Origin of the sequence: Streptomyces pratensis, from assembly GCF_016804005.1 — a bacterium.
GTDB lineage: Bacteria > Actinomycetota > Actinomycetes > Streptomycetales > Streptomycetaceae > Streptomyces > Streptomyces pratensis_A.
The window spans coordinates 2,452,515-2,478,284 of record NZ_CP051486.1; the positions used below are offsets into that span (position 1 = coordinate 2,452,515).

At 68.2% G+C, this 25,770-nt stretch carries 10 protein-coding genes; all 10 read left to right on the forward strand.

The genetic code is table 11. The annotated features are described in order from the left end of the window. Positions 1 to 66: 66 nt before the first annotated feature. The 10 genes from HED23_RS10655 to HED23_RS10705 all read left to right on the forward strand — a co-directional run bounded on the left by HED23_RS10655 (position 67) and on the right by HED23_RS10705 (position 25,370). Positions 67 to 3,240 (forward strand): DEAD/DEAH box helicase, encoded by a 3,174-nt coding sequence (locus HED23_RS10655; RefSeq protein ID WP_203183148.1) that lies wholly within the window; start codon positions 67 to 69, stop codon positions 3,238 to 3,240. Further along, complete coding sequence (locus HED23_RS10660; protein ID WP_203183149.1) at positions 3,237 to 8,495, forward strand: hypothetical protein; 5,259 nt, start codon at positions 3,237 to 3,239, stop codon at positions 8,493 to 8,495. Before HED23_RS10655 ends, HED23_RS10660 begins: the two co-directional genes overlap by 4 nt. Continuing rightward, positions 8,492 to 15,202, forward strand: coding sequence for a DEAD/DEAH box helicase (locus HED23_RS10665; protein ID WP_203183150.1), 6,711 nt, complete (start codon positions 8,492 to 8,494; stop codon positions 15,200 to 15,202). Before HED23_RS10660 ends, HED23_RS10665 begins: the two co-directional genes overlap by 4 nt. After that, a complete protein-coding gene (locus HED23_RS10670; protein ID WP_203183151.1) occupies positions 15,199 to 17,511 on the forward strand; it encodes a UvrD-helicase domain-containing protein in 2,313 nt (770 codons plus the stop codon). The genes HED23_RS10665 and HED23_RS10670 overlap by 4 nt, the downstream gene beginning before the upstream one ends. A 99-nt stretch (positions 17,512 to 17,610) precedes the next feature. Then, complete coding sequence (locus HED23_RS10675) at positions 17,611 to 18,456, forward strand: DUF429 domain-containing protein (protein ID WP_203183152.1); 846 nt, start codon at positions 17,611 to 17,613, stop codon at positions 18,454 to 18,456. Positions 18,457 to 18,582: 126 nt separating this feature from the next. After that, the gene (locus tag HED23_RS10680; RefSeq protein WP_203183153.1) at positions 18,583 to 19,884 is read left to right on the forward strand and encodes a hypothetical protein; all 1,302 of its coding nucleotides are present in this window, start codon (positions 18,583 to 18,585) and stop codon (positions 19,882 to 19,884) included. A gap of 46 nt (positions 19,885 to 19,930) precedes the next feature. Beyond that, positions 19,931 to 20,803, forward strand: a complete 873-nt coding sequence (locus tag HED23_RS10685) for a hypothetical protein (protein ID WP_203183154.1) — start codon at positions 19,931 to 19,933, stop codon at positions 20,801 to 20,803. A gap of 532 nt (positions 20,804 to 21,335) precedes the next feature. Continuing rightward, positions 21,336 to 24,242 carry a putative dsRNA-binding protein gene (locus HED23_RS10690; protein ID WP_238441914.1) on the forward strand — a complete coding sequence of 969 codons (2,907 nt, stop codon included), beginning with the start codon at positions 21,336 to 21,338 and terminating at the stop codon, positions 24,240 to 24,242. 136 nt (positions 24,243 to 24,378) lie between these two features. Next, positions 24,379 to 24,834 (forward strand): hypothetical protein, encoded by a 456-nt coding sequence (locus HED23_RS10700; RefSeq protein ID WP_203183155.1) that lies wholly within the window; start codon positions 24,379 to 24,381, stop codon positions 24,832 to 24,834. Between the two features lie 74 nt (positions 24,835 to 24,908). Next, positions 24,909 to 25,370 carry a hypothetical protein gene (locus HED23_RS10705; RefSeq protein WP_203183156.1) on the forward strand — a complete coding sequence of 154 codons (462 nt, stop codon included), beginning with the start codon at positions 24,909 to 24,911 and terminating at the stop codon, positions 25,368 to 25,370. Positions 25,371 to 25,770 lie beyond the last annotated feature (400 nt).

Genomic DNA, 25,770 nt, shown 5'->3' on the forward strand with positions numbered 1-25,770 from the left:
GCGATACAAAGGGTGGGCAGCAGCACACCGCACATCACGAATACACAGTCCACAGAGGAGCACCACATGACCACGGCGATGCAGCCCGAGGTTCCTGAGGCGCGCGACGCCGATGCGGTGTCGGCGTATCCGGCCGGTGCGAAGCCGACCTTCGCGCCTGGCGCCCAGGTGCGCATCCGCCACGAGCAGTGGCTCGTGAAGTCCGTCGACGAGTCCCGCGACGGACTGATGGTCGAGGTCAGCGGGGTGTCCTCGTTCGTCCGTGGCACGGACGCGGTGTTCTACTCGGGTCTTGACCAGATCGACGTACTTGATCCGCGCAAGACCCGGCTCGTGCCCGACGACACCTCCAGGCACGCTAAGGCCCGCCTGTACCTGGAGGCGGTCATCCGCAAGACGGCGTTGCCGCAGACCGAGCACGGCATCGCGCTCGCCGACTCCTTCCTCATGGACCGGCAGGAGCACCAGCTGCGTCCCGCCGAGCTGGCACTGTCCATGCGCAACCCGCAGCCCCGGCTTCTGATCGCTGACGTGGTTGGGCTGGGCAAGACGCTGGAGATCGGCGTCACGCTCTCGGAGCTGATCCGGCGCGGGCGCGGCGAGCGCATCCTTGTGGTCACGCCTGCCCATGTGTTGGAGCAGTTCCAGCGCGAGCTGTGGACCCGCTTCGCTCTGCCGCTGGTGCGCCTGGACTCCACCGGCATTCAGCGCATTCAGCAGGAGATCCCGGCGGGCCGGAACCCGTTCGCTCACTTCAAGCGCGTCATCGTGTCCGTCGACACCCTCAAGTCGGCGACGTACGCCCATCACCTGGAGAACATCACCTGGGATGCGGTGGTCATTGACGAGTCGCACAACCTCGTGAACAAGGGCACCCGCAACAACCGCCTCGCCCTCCGGCTCGCCGAGCAGACCGATGCGCTGATCCTGGCCTCCGCGACCCCGCACAACGGCAATGCCGAATCCTTCGCCGAGCTGATCAAGATGCTCGATCCGGCGGCGATCGCCGACGCCAAGAATTACAAGGTCGCCGACCTCGACCACCTCTACATCCGGCGTACCAAGACCGACCGCGAGGTGCGCGACGGTCTCAAGGGCAAGCCCTGGGCCGAACGAGGCCCCTCCCTTCCGGTGTCGGCCCCGGCGACGCCGAAGGAGGTCGCCGTCCTGGAGAAGCTCGAAAAGGAGTGGACCCCGGGGGATCCGAGCCGTTCGTCGGTCTGCGCCGAGCCGATCACCGCCTACGGCTTCCTGAAGGCGTTCCTCTCCTCCCACGTGGCGCTGCGGAAAACCCTCGCCAACCGCCGTGGCTACCTCGACAATCCGAAGAGTCGTACGGCGAAGGGCAAGGCCAAGACCGCACCGGACACCCCCGAGCGCCGTGCCGCTCTCGCCGCCGAGAGCAAGGCCCTCGCGGAGCTAGAGGCGCTGGTCGCGGAGTTCACCGACCAGGACTCCGCCAAGCTCGATGCACTCGTCCGCACGTTGAAGGACTGCCTAAAGGTCGGACCGGGCTCCGAGCGCCGAGTCGTGATCTTCTCCGAGCGGGTCCACACCTTGGACTGGCTGGCCGAGGCGATCCCGGCCAGACTCGGCTTCAAGAAGAATTCGGCGGCCAAGGCCGACAAGACGCGTCCCTGGAAGGTCTACGGCGGCGTCGTCGAGGTCATGCACGGCGACACCACCAACGACCAGCAACAGCGGGAGATCGTCGACCGCTTCGGCCGGCGCGAGGAGCCGGTGCGGTTGCTGTTCACTGGCGATATCGCCTCCGAGGGCGTCAACCTGCACCACCAGTGCCACGACCTCATCCACTACGACCTGCCCTGGTCTCTGATCCGCATTGAGCAGCGCAACGGACGTATCGACCGTTATGGGCAGGCGGTCAGCCCTGAGTTCCGAGCGCTCACCCTCACCGCCGACGTGCCCTGGCGGCGCGACGAGGAGAGCGGCGAGATGCTGACGCTCGACGACCGGCTCGTCGGCACCCGTCTGTTGCGCCGCGAGGCCCAGGCACACGAGATCGAGACCGGCGAGGGCAGTGCCGAGGCCGTTACCGGCCTCTACAACGAGAAGAAGGAAGAAGACCGCCTCACCTACGACCTCATCAAGGGAGGCACCGTCGAACGCTCCATCAAGCAGTCCCAGCAGGAGTCCGGCGGGGTCCTCGCGGGGTTGCTCGCCGGCGCCAACGCACGGCTCGCCGACCCGACGGCCACTCCGGCCACCCTCGGCACGGCCGCGGTGCCAGAGGCCGACGTTCCCCACGTGTTCGCTGATACCAAGGCGTACTTCCACACAGCCGTGGACCTCATCTACCCACAGGCCGAGCGCGAGGCCCTCGCCTGGAAGCCCGAGACGGGGGGCGGCCGCATCGAGTTCACTCCGCCCGACGACCTGCAGTACCGCTTCCGGGAGCTGCCGAAGTCGTACCTGGAGCAGGAGAAGATCCTCACGACGCCCAAGTACGACGGCACGCTGCGTCTCACCTTCGACAAGCAGTACGCCGCCGACCGCCTGGAGGCCGCCCGCAACGCCAAGCAGGGCAAGACCGACGAGCCCACGTCCCAGTGGCCCAATGTCTCTTATGTCTCAGACATCCACCCGGTGCTCGACTGGGTTACGGACAAGGTCCTCGCCAAGCTCAAGTACGACGAGGCGTTCGTCCTCGCCTACCAGCCAGACGCCGCCAAGGCCAAACGGATCGACGCCGCTCTGCCCGCGGCCCTGACCGGCCCGGTCTATCTGCTCCAGGGCGTCTACTCCAACGTGGCGGGCAAGCCGACGGTTGTGGAGTGGATGGCTGTCACCGGTCTCGCCGAGGCCGCTCCTCGCGTGTGGCGCATGGACTCGGCGTTCCTCGCCGCCTGCGGCGTGGGCCCCGACATGCCCGGTCGCGCACAGCCTGTCAACCGCGACCTCCTCCAGGAACTCGTCCCCGCGGCCATCGACGCCGCCGAGACCCACCTGCACGAGCGCCGCGCCGACTACGACAAGCAGGTCGACTCCTACCTGGCCCCGTACGAGGACCGAGTGCAGGTCTGGGAGCAGGGTGCCCTGATTGCCGTCGGCAATCAGGAAGCTCGCCGCAAGCAGGTGTCCGACACCGCCAAGCGCCGACGCGACCTCGTACGCCGCCTGCGGACCGACGGTGACCCGATGCTGCGGGTCCTCGCCGTCCTCGAACCCCTCCATCCCACCACCGTCTCCGCCGCACACGCCGAGGAGTCCGCGCGATGAGCTACACCTACGACTCCTTCGCCAACCGCGGCGAATATCTCTCCGCCCACTACTTCAGCGAGGAACTGGAGAACACCCTCAAGAAGAGCAAGGCGGGCGACGAGGGCCTGTTCACCCTATGGACCAGTCGCGAGACCGACCCTCACGACCCACAGCTCACCCCGCGCGAACTCCTTCCCCGGCTCCGCGGTGAGTACCTGGCCACCGTGCGCCCCTTCCTGGCCGCCCGCGCCCAGCAGGAAGAACTCGGCAGCACCTACGACGACCCCACGGGCGAATGGGCCGAGCACCTCACCACCTGGCACACCGTCGTCCTCAAGGCCCTCGGCTACGGTGGTGACCGGCCCGAGCCGATCACCGTGCATAACGCGGGCAAGGAGTACGAACTCCAGGTCGCCTGGCATGGAGACGGCATCCTCGCCGTCGACTGCGGCTGGACGGCCAAACTCGACGACGCACTCGACCCCGACGAGGCCGGACAGCTCCTCCACTCCCTCAAGGCCGCCGACGGTCTCCTCGAAGTCGGCGAGAAGCTGGCGGGCTGGCTCTTCCAGAGCGAATTGCACGAGCCGGGCGGCGACGCACCCCGCTTCGTCCTGCTGCTCTGCGGCGGCGTACTCGTCCTGGCCGACCGCAACTCCTGGGCCGAGGGCCGCTATCTCGCCGCCAGTCTGGACGCGGCTCTCGCCCGCAACGACACGGCGAAGGCCGGCGAACTCTCCCTCCTCGCCGCCCTCTTCTCCCATGACATGCTCGCGCCCCGTCTCGACGGCAAGAGCCGACGTATCGACGATCTACTCAAGGCCTCCCGAGACAACGCCGTCGGCGTCAACTCCGAGCTGCGCAAGGGACTTCAGCACTCGGTCGAGATCATCGCGAACGAGGTGCTCGCCCGCCTGCGCGAGGCGGAGGTCGAGCCACGGGAGATCGAGGACCTCAAGAAGGGCCCGTTCGCCAAGCAGCTCACCCGCGAATCGCTGCGCTACCTCTACCGCATCCTCTTCCTCCTCTATGCGGAGGCTCGCCCTGAGCTGGGCATTCTGCCCGCAGACGACTCGACGTACCAGACCGGGTACTCGATCGCCCGGCTGCGTGAATTGGTGGCGCGGGAACGAAAGTTGGTCGAGGAGGACAGCCGAGGCGGCTTCCACCTCTACGCATCCCTCGACGTCCTCTTCAACAAGGTCAACTACGGCCACCGTCCGCACGGCACCGAAACGGATGACGACAAGCCAGCCGAGGAACGCAGCGAACTGCGCGGCCTGCGCTTCGAGGCGCTGCGCAGCGAGCTGTTCGACCCTAAGTCGATCACGCTCATCGGCAGCGGTGTCCTGGACCCTCGCTGGGACGAGGACGAGGACGAGCAGCCACGATGGCTGGACCTACGGTTGCGTAACGAGGCGTTGCACCAGGTTCTACGCCTGCTCACCATGAAGGAGGCCGGTCAGAAGGGCAGACAGGGCGGCTTCATCTCTTACCGCAACCTCGGAATTAACCAGCTTGGCGCCGTCTACGAGGGCTTGATGTCCTACACCGGCATCATTGCCGACAAAGAGCTCGCCGAGGTCGCAAGGCCGGGCGAGAAGCGGGGCGGCAAGCAGTATGGCGATCCGGAGAAGGGGTCGTGGCTGATTCCCGCGGATCGGCTGAGCGACTACCCGCAGAACACCTGGGTCGTGTACTCCGCCCAGGACGCCGAACAGCATGGCCTTCGCGGGCCGAAGAAATACGCGGTGGGTGAGTACGTCTACCGGCTGGCCGGACGCGACCGCGAGACGTCCGCCTCGTACTACACGCCGGAGTCGCTGACGAAGGTCACCGTCGAACTGGCTCTCAAGCATCGGCTCACGGGCGAGACGCGGGCGAGCGACCTCCTGAAGTACACGATCTGCGAGCCTGCGCTCGGCTCGGGCGCGTTCCTCAACGAGGCGATCAACCAGGTCGCAGACGAGTACCTCAAGCGGCGACAGGAGGAGCTCGGCGTCAGCCTGGACACGTCGAAAGCGTTGGACGCGAAGCAGAAGGTCAAGGCGTACATCGCGCTGCACAACGCGTACGGTATCGACCTGAATGCGACGGGCGTCGAGCTCGCTGAGGTGTCGCTGTGGCTGAACACCATGCACCCCGGTATGCGCGCACCATGGTTCGGACTGCACCTGCGGCGCGGCAACTCGCTGATCGGGGCGCGGCGTTGGGTGTACGAGGCAGACCGCATCAAGAACGAGCGGACCATTGGCGGTACGACGCCGGTCAAGCTGCCGTTCCGCGACACGGAGGGCGACGGCGTAGCGCAGGCGCTGCCCGAGGGAGCGGTGCACCAGTTCCTGCTGCCCACGCCGGGGTGGGGCGCGGTTGCCTTGGTCAAACCAGCAAATCCTGCGGGCAATCTCATCGGGCAGTCGGCCAAGCCGGAACTCGACCGACTTACCGAGTGGCGAAAAGCGGTAGGCGCCAAACCGAAGGCGACGGGTGGCAAGGGGAGCCAGCTTGCGCGACTACAGGAGGCGGCCAAGCGTGTGGAGTTCCTGTGGCAGCTCGTCGCCAAGCGGATGGAGCTGAGCGAGCGCGAGATTGCCCGCACCATCGACGTGTGGGGGGCTGGGCGCAAGGAGGATGCGGAAGAGTACGCGTTCCTACGCCGTGACAAGAAGAACGCGGACGGGGACACGTTGCCGCTGACCAAGGAGCAGGTCTTCCGGGACTTGTTCGAGGCAGAAGGTTCTCCGTACTGGCGGCTCAAGCAGGTCATGGACGCGTGGTGTGCGCTGTGTTTCTGGCCGCTGGACCAGGTGGGGCTGCTCGATGGGACAGACGCGGAGTACGAGACGCCGCCGGTGGTGGCGGTCGATGCGCTGTTGTCGTCGGGGGTGCCGCAGGTGGGCGAAGTGGAACCTGCGCCTGCACCTCAGTACGTCGAGAGTGGGCTGCTGTTCGCGCTGAACGGGGACCAGTTGGCCTTCGGAGAGAGCGCGGACGAGAGTGAACTGGTCGAGAAGAAGCGGGTCAAGAGGCGTCGTGAGCCGGCGGCGCCGAAGAAGGGCGGCGGGACGGCGCAGCGCCGCCCCGTCATCGCTCTGAAGGACCTGGACGACTGGCTTGCCTTCCTGGAATCCATGGTTGGTACGGGGTCCGTTCCGGAGGAAACGTTCGCCACGTCCGTTGACTCCCTGGAGGAGCTGAAGGTCCTCGAAGGTGCCATCCAGGGCGAGATGGGCATGGACGATGCTCGGAAGGCCGTGGAGACGCGGTATCCGTGGATGCGGGTGGTGCGGGATATCGCGAAGGAACAGGGGTTCCTGCACTGGGAGCTGGACTTTGCGGGTGTATTCGCGAGTGAAGCGGGGGGTTTCGACCTCCAGGTCGGGAACCCGCCTTGGGTGGAGATTAAGTTCAACCGTACAGCCAGTTTCTCCGAGTTCGAACCCGACCTGACCTTGCAGGAGAGCCTTACCAAGGAGCGCGAGGCAGAGTTGCGCGATCGTGTCTTGCAGGTGCCCGAGTGGCGCATCCGGGTACTCCGAGACGCGGCCACGGACACGGCACTGGCGAGCTTCTACTCCAGTGCGGTCGTGTACCCGATCCTCGCGGGGACACCGGCGCACCTGCACTCGCGCTTCATGAGCCAATGCTGGGACCATGCGGCCGTGACGGGTGCCATCGGGCTCGTACACCCCGATGGTCACCTGAAAGGGAAGCAGAACCGGAGCATCCGTGCGGAGGCGTATCGCCGACTGCGTGTGCACGGAGCCTTTGTGAACGTCTCGAATTGGGCCTTCCCACGACCTGTTGGAGACAAGAAGGACTTTGCGGCCAACATCTACGGCCCTCGTCAAGAGGTCAACTTCAAGCACCTGAGCTTTCTCTATAGGGCCGATGTGCTGACAGATTCCCTGCGGCACGATGGGTCTGGTCCGGAACCGGGTCTAAGGTTCGACGGACAGTACGACACCCGGCCGCACTGGGCGCGGATCATCAACGTGAACGAGGAGACTCTCGCCCTGTGGAGTGAGCAGCAAGGCGGCGAGTTCCCGGCGACAGAGGCGGAGATGATGTATCCGCTGACGCAGAGTGAGCAGAATGCGATCGCTCTGATGGCGAAGTATCCCGTCCGGCTCTCCCGTGACGAGATCGGCATGAGTCGTGGCTACGACGAAGAACGCGACCGTACCGCGGGATACATCAACTACCGAAGCCAGCGTCCGGATTCCTGGGATGAAGTGATTCTGCACGGTCCGCACATCGGTCCTGGAACACCGTTCTGCAAGGAAGACCCCGAACTCAAATCAGAGGGGGCGCGGATCGACCTGACCGCAATCCCAGGCGACTTCATTCCCGCCACCAAGATGGCCAGGGCATGTGATCGGGCCAAGTTCGAGTCCATGGCTATGGTATGGAAGGACTGGCAGGAGCTCCCGCATGCCCGCCACTACCGCTTGGCCTTCCGGCGCCGGAACGACGGCAAGACAGAGAGGGTCCTGCAAGCCGGGATCATTCCTCCAGGGCCCACCCATGTATATAGTGTCCTCAGTCTTGCTTTTCGGACTCGTCAGCATCTGCTGCTAGTCGCTGGCTTCTGGTCGGCGATTCCGCTGGACTACATGCTTCGGGCCTTCGGAATCAAGGACCTCCTCGAACCCGGCATCCAGCGGCTCCCTGCTCCTTCCCCGGACCACCCGTTGTCGGGAGCCCTAGTCGTCAGGTCGGCTCGCCTGAACTGTCTCTCAAACGCCTACGCAGACTTGTGGGAGTCGGAGTTCCGCTTCTCCTGGCTCTGCGAGGAGTGGGCAAATCCGTGGACTGGCCTACGCCCGTTGAACGCGCTGGAACCCCGCTGGTCGTGGCGCACGCCACTCCGTACGGAGTTCGAACGTCGCGCTGCACTCGTCGAACTCGACGCGCTGGTGGCTGTATGGATGGGGCTTTCCGCAGAGGCGCTGATCGCGGCCTACCAAGCACGCCTGGACGTGCTGTCTGCCCGTGAAGAGCAGATGTACTTCGACGCGCACGGGCGGCAACTTGCGTCAGACAGGTGGGTTTTCGGCACAGGGCAGACTGGTGAGCATTGGAAGGCCCTGGAGGAGCATCTGGCCGCACCCGACGTCAGCCCTGTCCCCGACGGCTACGCCGCCCCCTTCTACAAGGCCGATCGCGAGCGCGAGATGCGTGCCGCGCACGCCTACTTCAAGAAGCGCCTCGACGAAGCCGCAGCGAAGGGTCTGTGGGACCCGGAGAAGATGGAGGTCCCGACCCCGTGAGGCCGACCCTCGAAGCACAGGGACTCAAGGAGAGCCTGCTCCAGTACTTGTCCACGACATACGGTCTCGCGGACGAGGGTGCCCGAAAAGCCCTGAACGCGTTCCTCGGGGACGAGACGACGGGCATGTTCCGCGGCCCGTACCTCCGCCTGCGTACCCCGTTCACCCCGGCCGACGACGGCTGGCAGCAGCACCTGGACTGGGTACGTACCGACGGCTGGACACCGTACGCGCACCAGGCCCGTGCCTTCGCCCGGCTCACCTCCAAGGACGGCCACACACCCCAGCCCACGCTCGTCACCACAGGCACCGGTTCCGGCAAGACCGAGTCGTTCCTGTACCCCGTACTCGATCACTGCGCCCGCGAGCGGGCGGCCGGGAACAACGGGGTCAAGGCGGTCTTCCTCTACCCGATGAACGCCCTGGCCACCGACCAGGCGGCCCGTATCAACGATCTGCTCACCGCTTACGACGAGTTGAGCGGTGTTCGCGCCGGCCTGTACATCGGGGAGAAGGCGGCGACGCACTATGACCGGGTCTACACCCGCCGCCAGGACATGCAGCTGTCCCCGCCGGACATCCTGATTACCAACTACAAGATGCTCGACCTGCTGCTCCAGCGCGCGGCCGACGCACCGCTGTGGGACGGCAGCGACATCCGCTACGTGGTTGTCGACGAGTTCCACACGTACGACGGCGCGCAGGGCACCGACGTCGCCATGCTGCTGCGCCGTCTCGCCATCGCCGTCGATGCCAATCGGCCCGGCATGCCGCTCGGCTTGATCACCCCTGTCGCCACCTCCGCGACCCTCGCCTCCGGCACCGATGAGGACGGGGTGCAGCAACTCCTCTCCGTGGCCACCAACGTCTTCGGCACAGAGTTCACCGAGGACGCGATCGTCGGCGAGGACCGGCTGACGGTCGACGAGTTCATCCTGGGTGAGGACGAGTCGATCCCGGACGCGAGATTCCTTCCCGGCCAGGCCACGCCCCCCGAGACCCTGACCGCTCTGCCAGACCCGGCATCCGGCCCCGAAGAGCTCGCGGACCTCGCCGAGGCTGTCACCGGAAGCCGTGTCACCGACCCGGTCGCCCTCGGTGCCGCGCTCAAGCGCAACCGGCTCACGTACGCGGTCCTGAACGCCTTCGACGGCACGGTGCGCACGTACGACGAGGTGCTCGACGTGATGCGCCGCAGTGGTGCGAGGAGCTGGGACGAGGCGATCACGACGCGGCCGCAGATCGCCGCGCTGGCCCTCGCCCGCTTCGTGGCCCTGCTGTCCGTGGCGCGCGACCCGGACGCGCCGGCCGCGCTCAGCCGCCCCTTCGTCCAGATCGAGGTGCACCAGTGGGCGCGGTCCGTCACCCGCATGCTGCGTGGCGTACTGCCTTGGCCGAAGGCCGAGTTCGCGTGGGACACAGCGGGGGCGCAGAGCCAGTCGCGTACGACGCCGGACACCACCACCTCCCGCGACACCAAGATCTTCCTGCCCGCAGTGTACTGCCGTGAGTGCGGGCGTTCCGGTTGGTCGGTCCTCGCCCCCGAGTCGGACTTCGAGGAGCTGAACTTCGAGGCCCACAAGATCCGTCGGGCCACCGTCACCGCGGAGAAGGCGAAGGTGCGCACCCTGGTGGCGGCCACCGACAACGAGGCCCGCGAGGGCAACGGCCGTACCGCCATGGATCCGGCGGCGCAGAAGTCGCTGACCACCGGCGGCGCGGGCGTGCTCATGGTGCTCGACGGCCTGTGCCAGCGCCTGCGACTGCCCGACCCCCAGGGCGACTACGACGACGAGGGTAACCCGGCGCCCGGCGGCACCGACTCCGCCTTCGTCCTCGTCCAGCTCGGCGACAGCGCGGAACGGGCCGCCAAGGACGACTGGTGCCCGGCCTGCGGTACGCACAACGCGATCCGCTTCGTCGGTACGGGTGCCGCCGCGCTGGCCGCCGCGTCCGTCACCCAGCTGTTCACCGGCGGGGAGATGGACAAGGAGCAGCGTGAGACGAAGACACTGATGTTCAACGACTCGGTGCAGGACGCTGCGCACCGGGCCGGGTTCGTGGCCTCCCGCTCGTACACCTTCTCTCTGAGGGCTGTCTTCACCAAGCACCTGAGCGAGCAGCGGCCCAGCGCGCTCAACGACCTCGTAGCCGACGTCGTCGCGGCCACGACCGACCGTGAGACGCTCGCCGCCGTTGTCCCGCCGGACCTCCACGACGACACGGGTGTGGCGCGCCTGCTGTCCGGCCAAGGACGCGGCGGGGACAAGAAGACCTGGGACCTGATTGGTGAACGGTTCGCGTTCGAGGCCGTGATGGAGTTCGGGCACCGCTCCCGCAACGGCCGTACCCTCGAACTGACCCGTACCTCAGCCGCCTGGGTGGACGTCCCCGACGAGCAGGCGGCCGTGGCGCTCGTGCGCGCCGCTCATGAGGAGGCCGCCCACCGCGGGTTGACGCTTACCGAACACGATGACGCCCGCTATCTGGCTTTTCTGCGCGGCCTGTTGGAGCGGCTGCGTACGCGTGGGGCGGTTGGGCACCAGTGGCTGGAGAAGTTCCTCGACGAGGCGGGCACCAGCCGCTACTTCATCTGGGGAGGCCGCCCGCGCGGCATGAAAGCCTTCCCCAAGGGGGTCTCCGCACCGAGCTTCCTGCTCGCGAGGCCCAAGCCGAGCAGCGAGTTCGACTTCGCCGCCGGCCGTCTGTCCTGGTACCAGACCTGGGCCCAGCGTTGCCTCGACATGACCCGTGAGCAGGCCGACGAGTTCTGGGTGCGGCTGCTGCCCCGGCTCACTGACGCCGGGCTGCTCGCTGCGCGCACCCCGAGCGACACGGCCGCCCGTCTGTACGGCCTTCAACCGGGCGCCATCCGGCTGCAGTTGCTGACCGACGCGCAGGTCAACGAGGCGTATGTGCGCTGCCCGAAGTGCTTCTGGGAGCAGACCGTCCACCCCTCGCTGCTGGCGCAGTACCACGGGCAGCCCTGCCAGGCGTATCGCTGCACGACCGGGCGGCTGGTCGCGGGGGACCGGTGGCTGGAGACCGTGGACCGGCACGACCGGGACCGCGACTACCGCGACGACTACTACCGCAGCCTGTATCGGCGAGCGGGTACCTATCAGGTCATCACTGCCGAGCACAGCGGTCTGCTCTCCCGCGGCAAGCGTGAACGCGTCGAGGACGCCTTCCGCAACGGCGAGGGGTTCAACGATCCCAACGTGCTGTCCTGCACGCCCACCCTGGAGATGGGCATCGACATCGGCGACCTGTCCGCCGTCGTCCTCGGTGCCCTGCCACGCCGCCCGGCCAACTACGCCCAGCAGGCGGGCCGGGCCGGACGCCGTACCGGTAACGCCTTCCTGCTGACCATCCCCGACCGCAAGCGCCGCGACCTGTACTTCCTCGACCGGCCACGGGACATGATCGACGGACGGATCGTGCCGCCGGGCTCGTATCTGTCGGCCATCGAGATCCTGCGCCGGCAGTACACCGCCCACCTCCTCGATCTCGCCGCGCGCGGACGGCTGCTGCGCGAGGACGGCAGGCCGCTGGCCGCGCTGTCGCGGCGGGTTGACGAACTCTTCGGCCCCTCCGGCTACCTCGCCGACTTCACGGACGCCGCCCTCGCCCACGGCGAGCAACTCGTCGCGGGCTTCCTCGCCCTGTTCCCGACCGGTGTGAGCGACACCGCCAAGGAGGAGTTGGAGAAGTACGCGGTCCGCGGCATCCGCAGCGCGATTGAGAAGGCCGAGCGGGAGTGGGAGCGTGAGAACCAGAAGCTGCGCACCCGTATCCGTACGATCCGTTCCGCGATCGACGAGCTCAAGGACGGCGACGACGAACAGGCGGACACAAAGGCGGAGTTGGAGGCCGAACTCGGCGCCCTCTCCAAGCAGGGTGCCACGCGCCAGCGCCAGCCCTCGCAGACCGTGCTGTGTGACCTCGGCCTGCTGCCCAACTACGCCCTCATCGACGCCACGACCACCCTCGAAGCCACCGTCTTCTGGCCCGAGGGCACCACACCGGAAGGCCGGCCCCGCTACAAGTCGAAGTCGTTCTCCTACGGGCGACCGCGCGGCTTCGCCCTGTCCGAACTCGCCCCCGGCAACACCTTTTACGCCGAGGGCTACAAGCACCGGATCACCGGCATCGACATCGTCACCGGCCGGGACCAGGACTGGCGCCACTGGCGCTTCTGCCCCTCGTGCGGCTACGTCCGCACCGAGAACGCCGAGAACGACATCACGCCCTGCCCGCGCTGCGGGGAGGCGGGCATCGCCGACTCCGGCAGCCTGTGGCAGATCGTCCAGCCCAGCGTGGTGACGGCCCGCGACAAGCGGGAGGACGCCAGGATCGGCGACGAGAGCGACGACCGTGACCGCCGCTTCTACACCGTCGTCGACATGGTCGACATCCACCCCGACCACTTCGCCAAGGGCAAGTCCTGGCGGCACACCAAAGAGATCTTCGGCGTCGACTACACCCGCCGTGCCGTCATCCGCCGTATCAACACCGGACCGCTCAGCATCGGCGCCCAAGAGAACGACCAGCTCGCCGGAAAGCCGGTGCGCATCGCCCCCTTCCACGTGTGCACCGCCTGCGGAGCAGCGAGCGCAGACGGGCGACCTGTCTTCGACGACGACCGGGACGCCGTCGACAACTCCGCCAACCGTCAGCGCGAACTCAAGCACCACACCCCCTGGTGCCCGCTGCGGCGCGGCAAGAAGGGCGTACCCCAGGAACCGGTCCTGCTCGCCCACGAGTTGGAGACCGAGGCGCTGCGCATCCTGTTGCCGGCCGCGACCGTGCTCGTCGAGGAGAAGGTCCACTCCTTCCAGGCGGCCCTGCGCCTGGGCGTGGACGGCGCCTTCGGCGGCGACCCGCAGCACCTCGCCACCACCCTCGCCACCATGCCGGACCGTGACACCGCGGAGACACGACACTTCCTGGTCCTGTACGACCGCCTCCCGCACGGCACCGGCTACCTCGACCGGCTCACCGACCCCGCGGCCTTCCGTCAGGTGCTGGAGGGCGCGCGCCGGCTGCTCGTGGAGTGCCCCTGCAACGAGGAGGGCGGACCGGCCTGCCACCGCTGCCTGTACCTCTACGCCGACGAGCAGTACATCGAGCGCGTGTCCCGCCAGGCCGCCTTGGAGATCCTCGACGAACTCCTCGGCACCGACACCGACGCCTGGGACACCAAGAAGGTCGGCAACACCGATCAGATCGGTCTCGACGGACAGGTCGAGTCCGATCTGGAGGCACGCTTCCTCAAGGCCCTGCGCGGGTGGGTCGGACATCGCGGCGACGCCGTGCTGGAGGAGAGTGGCGACAACAGCGCCTATCTGCGTCTCGACGAAGTCGGCACCGTGCACGGCTGGCGTCTGACCGCCCAGCGCAACGAGGGTTACACCCGTACCGACTTCACCTTCGAACGCGTCGACGGCCCCAAGCAGAAGATCACCGTCTATCTCGACGGACACCGCTTCCACGCCTCCCGTCGGCACAACCGGCTTGCCGGCGATGCCGACAAGCGCAACCGGCTCCGGGCTGAGGGACGTGCCGTCTTCCAGTTCACCTGGGACGACCTCGACGCCTTCGAGCGGCAGACGAACACGGCCGAGTCCGGCGCGGGGCGGGAGGCGGCCGAGCCGGTGTGGCCGCCGTACCCGCGCAGTGCCCAGGACCTCGCCAAGCAGCTCTTCGCCGACCGTGGCGGCGACGACCTCGCGGCAACTGCCTTCACCGACCCGATGACCATGCTCCTCGCCTACCTCCGCAGCCCGGACGACGCGGCCTGGGGCCAGCGGGCATCAGCCATGGTCGGCGGGCTCCTCGGGACCGGCCAGGAGATCCTCGTCGGCAACGGCACCCCCGACCAGACGCGCCAGACGCTCAGCGGGCTCCTCGACGCCTGGGGCCGCACCGACGGCATCGACCCGGCGCCCGTCCAGGGCACCGGCACGCTCAACCTGTTCCAGACCTGCGACCAGTCCGGTCTCCCCGTCGCCTTCCTCGTGGATGCGGCCACCGGCCACTGGTCCGCCCTGGCCTGCCTCGACGACACCGCGCTCGACCAGCTCGGCACGCCCGAACACAAGGCGCGCTGGCGCGCCTGGCTCCAGTGGTCCAACATCCTGCAATTCCTTGCCCACGACGGCGGCGACGGCATTCAACTCACCACAGCCACCGCCGCGCGCTTCGACATCTCGGTCCTCAAGGCCTTCGGCGGCCTTGGTGAACTCGAATCCCTCGTCGTGCGGTACGGCACCGGCACACCCGCGCCGCAGCCCGTACCCGCAGAGGCCTCCAACGAGACTCCCCTCGAAGCAGCGGTGCGGGATCTGCTGTGGGACCAGGAGATCCTCGAATACCTCGACGAGGACGAACCCGACGCCCCCCTCACCCGCCTCGCCCACGTCTTGGCCGACGGCGGCAAGAAGGCCCCCGCTTACGGCCACGAGCTCGGCGAACGCGGCTGGCTCGCCGACTTCGTCTGGGACCACGGCACCCCGCAGATCGCCGTCATGGCCGAGCCGTACGACCAGGAGGACGAGGAAAGCGACAAGACCTGGAGCGCTTATCGCGACGCCGGGTTCACCATCCGCTCGGCCGACGACTGGCTCGCCGATCTCGATGCCCTGTTGAGCGTGCTCCCCGCCGCCGCCCGTCCCGACTCCGAAGAACAGAGTGCCTCACGATGACCGCACGCCTGAGCCTCTACCAGAAGGCCGAGAACGAGCTCTACAAGATGGACTCGTCGGTCAAGACGAAGTTCTACGACTTCTGCCACCAGTTCCGTATCGACCCGGATCACCCCAGCCTCGACCTCAAGCCTCTCAAGGGCGACGGCCGGATCTTCCGCGCCAAGATCGACCGTTCGTACCGGGCGCTGCTGGCCCGGGCAGGGGTCGGCGCCGACGGTGTCCAGCAGTGGCTGATCGTCGCCGTCCGCCACCGCAAGGACGTCTACGAAGAACTCACCGTCGCCATCAACCGCATCACGGGCGAGATCGAATTCGTCGACCTCGGCGTCGTCGGTCAGAGCGTCCTCCAACGCGCGGGACTCCAACTCACGCCGGCCCAGGACGAGCACACGGCACCGGTCGAGCCCACGCCCGCCCCCGTCGTGACGCCACAACCGACCGCCCCCGCCGAACCGTTCCTCACCGGCTGCACCCCCGAGGACCTGCGCCGGCTCGGTGTCGCCGACGCCCTCATCGGCCCGGCCCTCGCCGTCACGACCGACGAGGAATTCGACCAGCTCATCGCCGGCGCCCCGCGCCTGACCGCCGAGGTCCTCACCGGCCTCGGCTCCGGCATGTCCGTCGACGAGGTCGAGCGTGAGATCACCGAGCCTGCCTCCACCGAGCTCGAACCGGGCTTCGAGAACGACATGGCGGCGGCCCTCACCCGTACCGCGGTCACCACGGTCGACGACGACATCCGCAATGTGCTGGCCGAGGGCGACTTCCGAGCCTGGAAGGTCTACCTCCACCCCACCCAGCGCAAGATCGTCGAACGGAACTACAGCGGCCCCGGCCGGGTCAGCGGCGGCCCCGGCACCGGCAAGACCATCGTCGCCCTGCACCGGGTCGCCCGCCTCGCCGCGGCTCTCCCGCCCGGCCACGGCAAGCCGATCCTGCTGACCACGTACACCAAGAACCTCACCGCCGACCTGCGCTCCCGGCTCACCTCGCTCATGGACCCGGCGCTGCTCAGCCGCGTCGACATCAAGCACATCGACCAGCTCGCCCAGAGTGTCCTCAACGAGAACACCGCGCCCGGCGCACAGCGCAGCCTGATCACCGACGACCGGGCGCTGGACGTGCTGCGCGAGGTCCTCTTCGAACACGACGAGCAGCGCTGGGACGCCGAGTTCCTCTTCGACGAATGGGAGCAGATCGTCCTCGGCCAGTCCCTCGGTACCCGTCAGGACTACTTCAAGGCCCGTCGCGCCGGTATGGGCCGCCCCCTCAACCGCCCCGAACGCGCCGTCGTCTGGAAACTGCTCGACCAGTTCGCCCTGCGCCTCAACGGCATGGGCCGGGAGACCTGGGCCCAGGCCGCCGAGCGCGCGGCGCGGTACGAGATGGAACGCGCCCGCAAGATCCAGACGAGAGCCGAACGCAAGGCCGACATCGGCGGCGGCGACCTCGCACACCTCGACGACAACAGCTCCGCGATGCGCTACCTGCGCCACCGCTACCGTCACATCGTCGTCGACGAGGCCCAGGACCTCAGCCCCGCCCACTGGAAGATGCTGCGCGCCATGGCCGCCTCAGGCCCTGACGACCTGTTCATCGCCAGCGACACCCACCAGCGGATCTACGACCGGCAAGTCACCCTTTCCACCGTCGGCATCAACATCCGCGGTGGCCGCTCCTCGAAACTGACGCTGAGCTACCGCACCACCCAGGAGATCCTCGACCAGGCCGCCAAGGTCGTCCGTGGGGGCACCTACGACGACCTCGACGACGGCACCGACACCCTCGACGGCTACCACTCCCTGCTGCACGGCCCCGCCCCCGAGTACGTCGCCTGCGCCGACTGGACCGACGAGATCACGCAGCTCGCCGAAGCCCTCAAACAGTGGCGCGCCGACATCACCCAGCCCACCGAGGACGGCACCGTACGCGACCCCAGCGGCACCATGGCCGTCTGCGTCGCCGACGGCGACATGGCCGGCCGCGTCGCCGCCGACCTGGAGACGAAGCACGGCATCACCACAGCGACCCTCACCAAGGACGGACCGCAGGGCGGCGGCGAGGTCCACATCGGAACGATGCACCGATTTAAGGGACTTGAGTACCAGAAGCTCGCGATCATCGGCGCGAGCGACGGCATCCTCCCGCGCACCGCTGTCGTCGAGAAGTACGAGACGACCGACCCCAAGCGGTACGAACGCGAACTCAAGAAGAGCCGCAATCAGCTCTTCGTCGCAACCACCCGAGCCCGCGACGCGCTGCGCATCTCCTGGCACGGCAGGCCTAGTCCGTTCCTGCCGTTGTAGGCCGAGTCGGACTCTGTGCCGCTGCGACCACCGCCATGGGTCAGCGCCGCTGTGACTGATCCGTGCACAACCCGGACAGGACACGGAGGGGAGTTCCAGATGCAGGTGAAGCCCGTGATAGCGCAGGCTGACGATGTAGTGGAGGACGGCGCCATGGTGACAGTGGGCGTTGATCTGGCCGGGCGCACCGGAACTACAGGCGTGTGCCGCGTGACGTGGGGTCGGCGACCTACGGCTGAACTGCTTCCCGCGAAACACGACGACGACCTGTTGGCAGCGATGCGGTCCGCGGACATGACGGGGCTGGACTCGCCCCTGGGCTGGCCGGTTGCCTTCACAGCCCTGCTCACTGCGCACCGGACCGGTGTCGAGCTACCTGCGCTCGCTAACCACGCAGCGTGCGCCGACGGTCGCCCCGGACTCGGCAATACCTTCACTCACCGGCTGACCGATGACGTGGCGTGGAAGCGCACTGGGGCGGGCAAGCAGCGTCCGCTGTCGGTGTCGGCCGACAAGCTCGGCATCGTCGCCATCCGCGCGGTCGGCCTGCTGGCTCGGCTGGCCGAGGGCGGTCCGGCGATACCGCGCGACGGCTCGGGTCCAGTTGTCGAGGTCTACCCGGCGTTCGCGCTGATCCAGTGGGGACTCGCCCCGGAGGGGACCTATAAGGGCAAGGACGCCACGGCTGCGCGGTCCCGGATTCTTGCCGGTCTCGAGGCCGGCCTAGACCTGGACCTGTCCGACCGGGTTCGTGTCCGGTGTGTGGCCAGCGACCACGACCTGGACGCCCTGATCTCGGCGGTCGTCGCACGGGCCGCAGCGTGTGGGATGACCCATTCGCCGACCACTGAGGAGGAGCATGCCATGGCCGCGGTCGAGGGCTGGATGCATCTCCCTCGACGAGACCTTCCGCTCACCGCTGTGCGGGACGGAGTAGCTCTCTGACCTCCTCGCGAATCCGCTCGACTCACACCGTCCGGTCCAGCTGGAGCATCACCTCGAGTCCGTGAAGGTCCTGCCCCGCCGAGGCAAACGGCCGGGCGCTATGCCGCGGCCGTCACCCTGCACGAGATGGCGAGCGGCGAGCGGCCGTTGTGGGGCGACGGGCGCACCGACCCGCTCACCAACGAGTCCGCCGAACTGCACATTGCCGGTGAACTCTTCCACCGCCTCTTGCAGTCGGGCCTGACCGCCTTCTTCCGGCGCGCCCTGCACCGCGACATCGAGCACCGCTTCGACACCCTCCGGCAGATGAAGGACGCCTGGCAGAAGGTGTTCCGGGACGCCGACAGCGACCTGCCGCCGACGACCCCGTCCACCGTGGGTTCCGAGGGGGAGGACGTGGAGCAGGCACGGGACCGCGCAGCCCTGGCAGCCGGCGCGGAGACGGAGCTGGAAGTCGCCGGTCTGTCGCCACGCGCGGTCACGGTGGCCGCGGGCCTCGGCGCAACAACGGTCGGGCAGCTGCTGGAGATCCAGCCGTCGGTCATCCACAAGACCCGCGGCGCCGGTCCGCTGGTCCGCAAGGAGCTGAACCGCCGTCGCAGTCAGTGGGCGGCGGCACTGCGCGGGAAGCCCGCCGCGGCTGCCGTGCTCAAGTCCGCCGCCTCCGTGAAGGAGGGGGGCCCGGAAGCGGGCGTCACCGGCATCCTGTCGGTCGACGACATGGCAGGGCTGTTGACCCCGGCGCCCGGCCGCAAGAGCTCGCACCGCGTCGACGTCGTACGGCTCACGCTCGGGCTGCCGACCGAGGACGGCGGCCTCTCAGCACTGGGTGCCTGGCCCGTCCAGGCGCGGATCGCCGACCACCTCGACATCAAGCAGCCGCCGGTCTCCCGTCACCATCGAGCCGAGATCAAACGGTGGGCGGAGGCCGAGTGGTTGCGGCCGGTGTGCACCGAACTGGTTGAGATCGTCGCGAACTTCGGCCGCGTGATGACCTCCCCGAGGCCGCGCAGGAGTTGCGTGCTCTCCACGGTGCCCAGGACGACACACCTGAACGTGTACTGGCCAGGTCGCTGGCCGTCGTCCGGGCCGCCGTCGAGGCGGAGACCCGCGAGGAGGAGGGGCACGAGCCCCGGCTCGTCGTGCACCGGCGCGGTGACACGGTGCTGCTGGCGGCGGGGTCCCTGCCCGGCACCGACGACCCGAACCCCCACGAACTGGCGGACTACGCCGCGGCCCTCGGAACGAGCGCGGAGAAGCTCGCCGGCCGTGAGCCCCTCCCGGGCCGCGCCGAGGTGGTGCGGGAACTGCGTGCGGTACCGGCCCCGGAGTGCTTCGCGCCGCTCGCCGACACCCGACTGGTGGCGCTCCGCGCCGCCGTGGCAGCACAGGTCGAGTACAGCCCCGTCTCGAGCTGTACCGGCGTGACCTGAGCCTGGAACGCGCGCTGCGGATCTCGCAGGCGGGGGCTGGGATGCGTGCCGACCGTGGCATCACCGCGACGGAACTCGCCGCCCGGGTCCGGGCCCGCTTCCCGGATCTGGACGTCCTGGCCGATGGCCGGGAGCCCACGCACGTCGTCCTGGAGGACGCCCTTCAAGCGGCTCGCTTCGACCTCCGGCACAACGACGAGGCGGGACGCCTCTATTTTCCGGTGCCGAAATCGACCGGCCCCTGGTCCTCCACCGGCTCGCACACGAGCATGCTGCCCCCGGTCCGTGCGCACCTTCGCCGCGTGCCCGCCGACCCGCACGGCGCACTGCGCGAGCGGCTCGCCGAGAGCGCCCACCGCGGCGGCTTCCTCGCGCTCACGGTCAAGGTGGTCCGCCTGCCGGGCACGGCCGAGACGGTGGCTGCTCGCTTCCCGGTCGTTCCGGTCGACTTGGGGGCCTTGTTCCTGCGGGAGTTCAGGCGGCTCACGGCGGAGAAGGGCCAGGACTGGCAGGTGGTCCTCCGCGCCGATGCCGCCTCCGCCCCAGGCCGCATTAAGCCAGGCCTCGCCACCTTCGTCCGTGTCGTGTGGCAGCGTGTCGTAGAGCACCTCGACTCCCGTGCTTCCGAGCCGCGCACGGTTCTCTTCCTCCACGATGCGGGCCTGGTCTCCCGTTACTGGGACGAGGGCGGCCGTGCGTTCCTGGTCGCCCTCCAGGCCGCCGCCCGCCGCCCGCACGAGGGCCCGCACGGCCTGTGGCTGCTGTGCCCGGTGGAGTCCAGCACCCAGGGCCCGCATCTGGACGGCAGCCAGGTCGAGGCGCTACGCAACGATGGTGAACTGGCTTACCTGGACGGGGGGTTCCTTACGGAGTGCCGCGGCGCAGCCCCATCGTCACCTTCGAGGAACGGTTGAGAACTCCAGTTGTAGAGCGTGAGTTTCATGCATGAGCGGCTTGTCACCGGTAGTGACTGACTGGGCACGGGCTTGGTGACGACGTCGCCAGTGGGACCAATCGAGCCGGTGGGCTGTTCCGTAGACGAGTCGGACGACGAGCGTGTTGAACAGATGCTGGTCTCGTTGCAAGAGAGCGGTATCAATTTGTTTGGCCACGGGCGGCCGGCGCGTCCGCGTGGACGTGGTCAGGAAAGCGTGGGTGAGCGTGGTGAGGGTGACCCAGCGGTGTCAGGACACACGCCGCACCCCGGGCCGCCGACTGCACGAGTCGTTCGTCCCATCCGGAAGACTCACCCGAACTCCTGCCAAACGAATATGCAGCGACTTACGCTGATCAGGGGAGTCCCGCCGTGATCATCCGCAGGGATGGCGCACGGCGGCAGGAGGGGAAAGGACAGGCCGGGGAGGGTCGGCCCGCACACCGCCGGGGAGCGCACAGCCGCGCTTGGCAGTCGCTGCGGGCCGCGCCACCCGGTCGGGGGGAGGGGCTATGAACCGTTGGGTCGGCATCGTCGCGTTGAGGGAGCCCTCAGCGCCGACGCCCGTGCACCGCATCGCGCTCGCCATCGAGGCCGCGCGCAGACGCACGTCCTACCGGCTGGGCAGCAGGGACGTGCCGTACGCGCGGATGCGGGCGGCGCTGCGCACACTGGGGCAGGAGCACGCGCGTCACTACGAGTGGGAGCGGTACACGTACTGCGTCGAACTGGCGGGAGACTTCTTCGACGGAGGACAACCACCGGCCGGGCTGCCCTTCTGGCTCATGGCCGAGCTCCAGGACGTTTTAGACGGCAGGAACGCCCCGAGCAGGGCGGTCGGCGGGCGGAACAAGCGGTTCTCGGCGCGGAAGCCCCAGCGCTCCGACCGCCACCGAGCACCAGTGCCGCCACCACGCCGGAGCAAGCGCCCGGCAGTCCGGGACATCCGGCCCGCACAGCCCAAGGCCGGCCACCGCCCGCCGCCCGAGAGGGTCGAACCGTACGCCCGCGTCGCACGGCAACTGGAGGTCCGCGACATCGACCGTCCCGCGCTGTGCGAGCCACCCGCCGCCCTCGTCGGCACCTTCGGAGAGGTCGTGCGCGCGGTCGTACAGGAGAAGGCCGGGAATTGGGCGGCCGGCTCCGAGACGACGGCCTGGCTCGGGCTCGCGTCCTCGCACCGCAGCCACCTCTATGAGAGCGGACTGTCCGAGGCGGCCGTCAGCCCTCTGGTGCTAGGCATGCTCGACCGGCTCGGACGCACCACGCTCGCCGTCGTCCTGCTCGACGCGTACACCAAGTCCCAGCGGCCGGAGAAGGTGGGGACGCAGTCGGCCGAGCACAACCGACGCTGGACGGTCGGCGCGCGCGCCCTCGGCCAGTGGGCCATGGGACGCGGGCTGGTCCGCATGGGGAGCGGCGAGGCCCAGCGTCCCGCGCCGTCCGTCGCGGAGACCGTCGCCCGGCAGATCCTCGGCACCCTCAGCCTGCTCGGCGCTCACGAGACCGCCCGGCGGCTGGTCGAGGCCGTCTGTGAGGGCCTCGACCAGCCAGTCGACGAGGCCGGTGGAGCGGACCCCACCACCAAGGCGCAGGAGGTCTTCGCCAAGGAAGGCCTGACGTTCGAGTACGACGAGGACGGCCCGGACCACAGCAAGACCTTCCTCGCCACCGCACGCACCCGCACCGGCCGCGTGGCGGTGGGCACTGGAGCGAACAAGAAAACCGCACGGGCAGCCGCGTCCCGTGCCCTACTGCGTGATCACCCGCCGACCGACGCGAAGGTCTCCGCTGCCACCCGTCCGGGAGCCGCCGCGACCGCAGGGCCCACCGAGCCGCCGCGCTCGTACCGGACCGCGTACCCGGCACACCAGGACGCTGTCGCCGACCTGCTCGCCATGTTCGAACTGAGCGGCGACCAGGCACGCGGGCTGCTGACTCAGGCGCTCACCCACTCCTCGTACGTCTACGAGAATGCCCCCGCGGCGACCGCTGCCCGGCAGCGCGACAACCAACTGCTCGCCCATCACGGTTCAGTGGTCCTAGACCATTTGAGCACGCTCACCAAAACCCGCCGTGTCCTCGTACATGGGCTGGTGCCGGACGAGGACGAGGCCCGTATTCACACCCCCGCCAACGAGGACACCGCACGCCTCGGTGGTGCCCTCGCCATCGCCGAAGGTGTGTTGGCGGGGCACGGGGCGGACAAGCAGCGGATCGGCATGGCCGCTGACGGCGCCCAGGCCGTCGTCGCGTCGGCATGGCGCGCCCATGGGCCCCGGCTGCTACGTCGCCGCCCGGTCGTCCTGGACGACTGGCTCACCGAACTCGAACACCGGCACGACCCGACAACCGTCCTTAACTTCCTCGCGAGCGCCTTTGGGATGACGTATACGTTCGAGCACCAGCTCACCGGCCTGGATCACATGCAGTCCTTCACCTCGACCCTTGTTCTGTGCGATGCCCGGGGCCGTACTCAGCGGTGGACCGTGGCTCCTGAGGGACCGGGTTCCAAGACCGACGCCGACCGGGCAGTCGCCCAGGAGGTGCTCGACATCCTCGCCGCTCCAGCCGACGACCTCGTGGAAGCCCTCACAGACCCCGAACGTGGTCTGCTGACCTACCTCCTCCGTGCCCAGCTCGACGGACTCGGCCAGACGACAGAGCGGCAGCGCACACGCATCGTGTCCCGCGGCGAACTCGGCACGGACCTCCTCGCCACCGGTGACACCGAAGCCTTCCTCACCTGGTCCGATCGCATCACGGTCCTTCTGGGGGCGGACGGCACCAAGGCACTCGAAGTGTCGGAGGCACTGAGGGAGTTGTACCGCAAGGTCATCGACGATGCCCGGCGCGGACCGCGCTCCCTGCTCCGCCGGATGGCGGCGGACGCGGGCACCGTCACGGCCGACGCAGTGCGGCGGCATGCCGCCGATGCCGTTCGGCGCGCACTCGCCACGGGACCTCGGACCGCCTCTGTACGCGATGTCGTCCAGGACTGGTGGCGAGACCAGGCACCGCACACCGGCGTCACCGTCCGCGACGATATGCGGCTGGAAAGCTTCCTGCCCCTGCCCGTCCACCTGGGTGCCCTGCGCGAGACGCTGACCTGGTGCGGCGAGGCCGCCGCAGCCGCCGGAACCCGGATCGACATCGAGCTGACCGTTCAGGACGGCACCCTTCACCTGTGGATCGGGCTGCCCGGCATCGACGTGGGTGTTGCCTGCGACGACTTAGCCCAGCTTCTTTCGCGCACCTTGCCGTACACGGACTGTCTCGTCGACGACGACCACGTCCTGCTCCGCCTTCACCGCAGGCCCGAGCGCCACCCGCTGGCCCCGCTGGCGGCGGCGGGACTCGACGCTTACATGACCGCTTCCACCGCGAAGAAGGAATCGATCTCCTGTGTCACCCCGTAAATCCGCCGTCGCCCACCAACACGGCGACTGGGCGGTCCCGTACCAGCCTGCTGACATCGCAGACCTAGACCCGAGGACCGCGAGCCGACGCGGCGGGATCCCCAGGCCGCCGATGCAAGATGCGGTCCACCGGCTCGTGGAGGCCGAGGGACCGATCCACCGTGAAGTCCTGGTCCGTCACCTGGGTGAGTTGCTCTACGAGCCTCAGCCCGCACGCATCAGGGGGCGGGTGGAAGACGCCGCGGACCGCCTGGTCGCCGAAGAACGTGTCAGCGAAACGAACGGCTTCTTCGATCTGCCCGACCGCACCTGCACCTACGCGCGTTGGCCGCTTCCTGGCCTCACCAAACGCCCGGCCGAACACGTCTCACCCGCCGAGCGGCAAAGGGCGCTTCTCGGTCTCGTCGAGGACCGGCCCGGTTTGCTCAGTGCCGAACAGGCCGTCGCCGCAGCCGCCGGCTTTTTTGGCTGGTCGCCGCGCGCGGGCGGCGCCCCTCCCCGACTGATGTCCGACCTGTACCTGCTGCGGGACACCGGAGTCCTCACCGGCTGGCCGGACAGACTCGAACCCGCAACCGGGGCCGGTAAGTGATCATGTCAGTCGAACGATCGATATCTCTTTCCAAGGTGCCTGAACAGGAGGCGGCCCGGAGACTGAGACGGTTCATGGTGATTGGTCTGACAGCCCTGGTGGCCGTCGGTGGCGTCGGCGCGACACTCGCCGTGCGGGAACCATGGGTGGACAGGACTCCCTTCACCGCACGCAGCTACAGCGTGCTCGGCGCCGCCTTGTTCGTGGACGAGGGCAACGGAACCTGTCATGCGAAAAGTGCGGCGTCACGGAAAAAGTTGCTCGTAGAGGACAAGCAAGTCCTGGCGACCGGCCACGGACAGGGCGGAGAGATTCTGTCCTCCGAGTACGGCTATGCTGCCGGCGACTGCCTCGCGTACACGGCATTCACCGGCGTCCCGGCGGGTGAGGACGCCTATTTCCTCTCTTCCGACGACCGGATGTACACGGCCGACGGCAAGGGGGTCGGACCGACCGAGGAGTCGAAGATTGATCTGCGCCAGTCGCTGAGCGAGGCCAAGGAAGGCTGGCTGGACTTCCGTGCCTCTACCGGCTGAGGTGGCAAAGCGACAGGTCGTGTCGTGTCAGGGGCGCGCCGGCTCTTCGAAGCCGCCTCCCGCCGTCCGGACAAGGGCTCGCACGGCCTGTGGCCGCTGTGCCCGGCGGAGTTCCGCCTCCAGGACCCGCATCTGGACGGCAACCCGGTCGAGGCGCTGCGTAACGATAGTGAACTGGCCTACCTGGAGGGGGTTCCTCCAGGAATCGGCGTAGAAGGCGGAAGCGGAGCTGTCAGTCTGCGGGCCCGGTATAAATGCGTCCATGGTTGCGATCATCAAGTGCCGTGATTACGAGTACGCGTACCTCAAGACTCTCGAGGAGCTTCACCAATCTCGGCGACACGACTGGGAGTGGACGGTTACGCGGCCAAGCGACTTGTGGCCCAAGGGCAGACATCTG

Bases quoted from the DNA above. Each gene is read 5' to 3' on its own strand.
- HED23_RS10655 (WP_203183148.1), top strand. From the start codon at position 67: ATGACCACGGCGATGCAGCCCGAGGTTCCTGAGGCGCGCGACGCCGAT.
- HED23_RS10685 (WP_203183154.1), top strand. From the start codon at position 19,931: ATGCGTGCCGACCGTGGCATCACCGCGACGGAACTCGCCGCCCGGGTC.
- HED23_RS10690 (WP_238441914.1), top strand. From the start codon at position 21,336: ATGAACCGTTGGGTCGGCATCGTCGCGTTGAGGGAGCCCTCAGCGCCG.
- HED23_RS10705 (WP_203183156.1), top strand. From the start codon at position 24,909: ATGGTGATTGGTCTGACAGCCCTGGTGGCCGTCGGTGGCGTCGGCGCG.
- HED23_RS10680 (WP_203183153.1), top strand. From the start codon at position 18,583: ATGGCGAGCGGCGAGCGGCCGTTGTGGGGCGACGGGCGCACCGACCCG.
- HED23_RS10660 (WP_203183149.1), top strand. From the start codon at position 3,237: ATGAGCTACACCTACGACTCCTTCGCCAACCGCGGCGAATATCTCTCC.
- HED23_RS10675 (WP_203183152.1), top strand. From the start codon at position 17,611: ATGCAGGTGAAGCCCGTGATAGCGCAGGCTGACGATGTAGTGGAGGAC.
- HED23_RS10670 (WP_203183151.1), top strand. From the start codon at position 15,199: ATGACCGCACGCCTGAGCCTCTACCAGAAGGCCGAGAACGAGCTCTAC.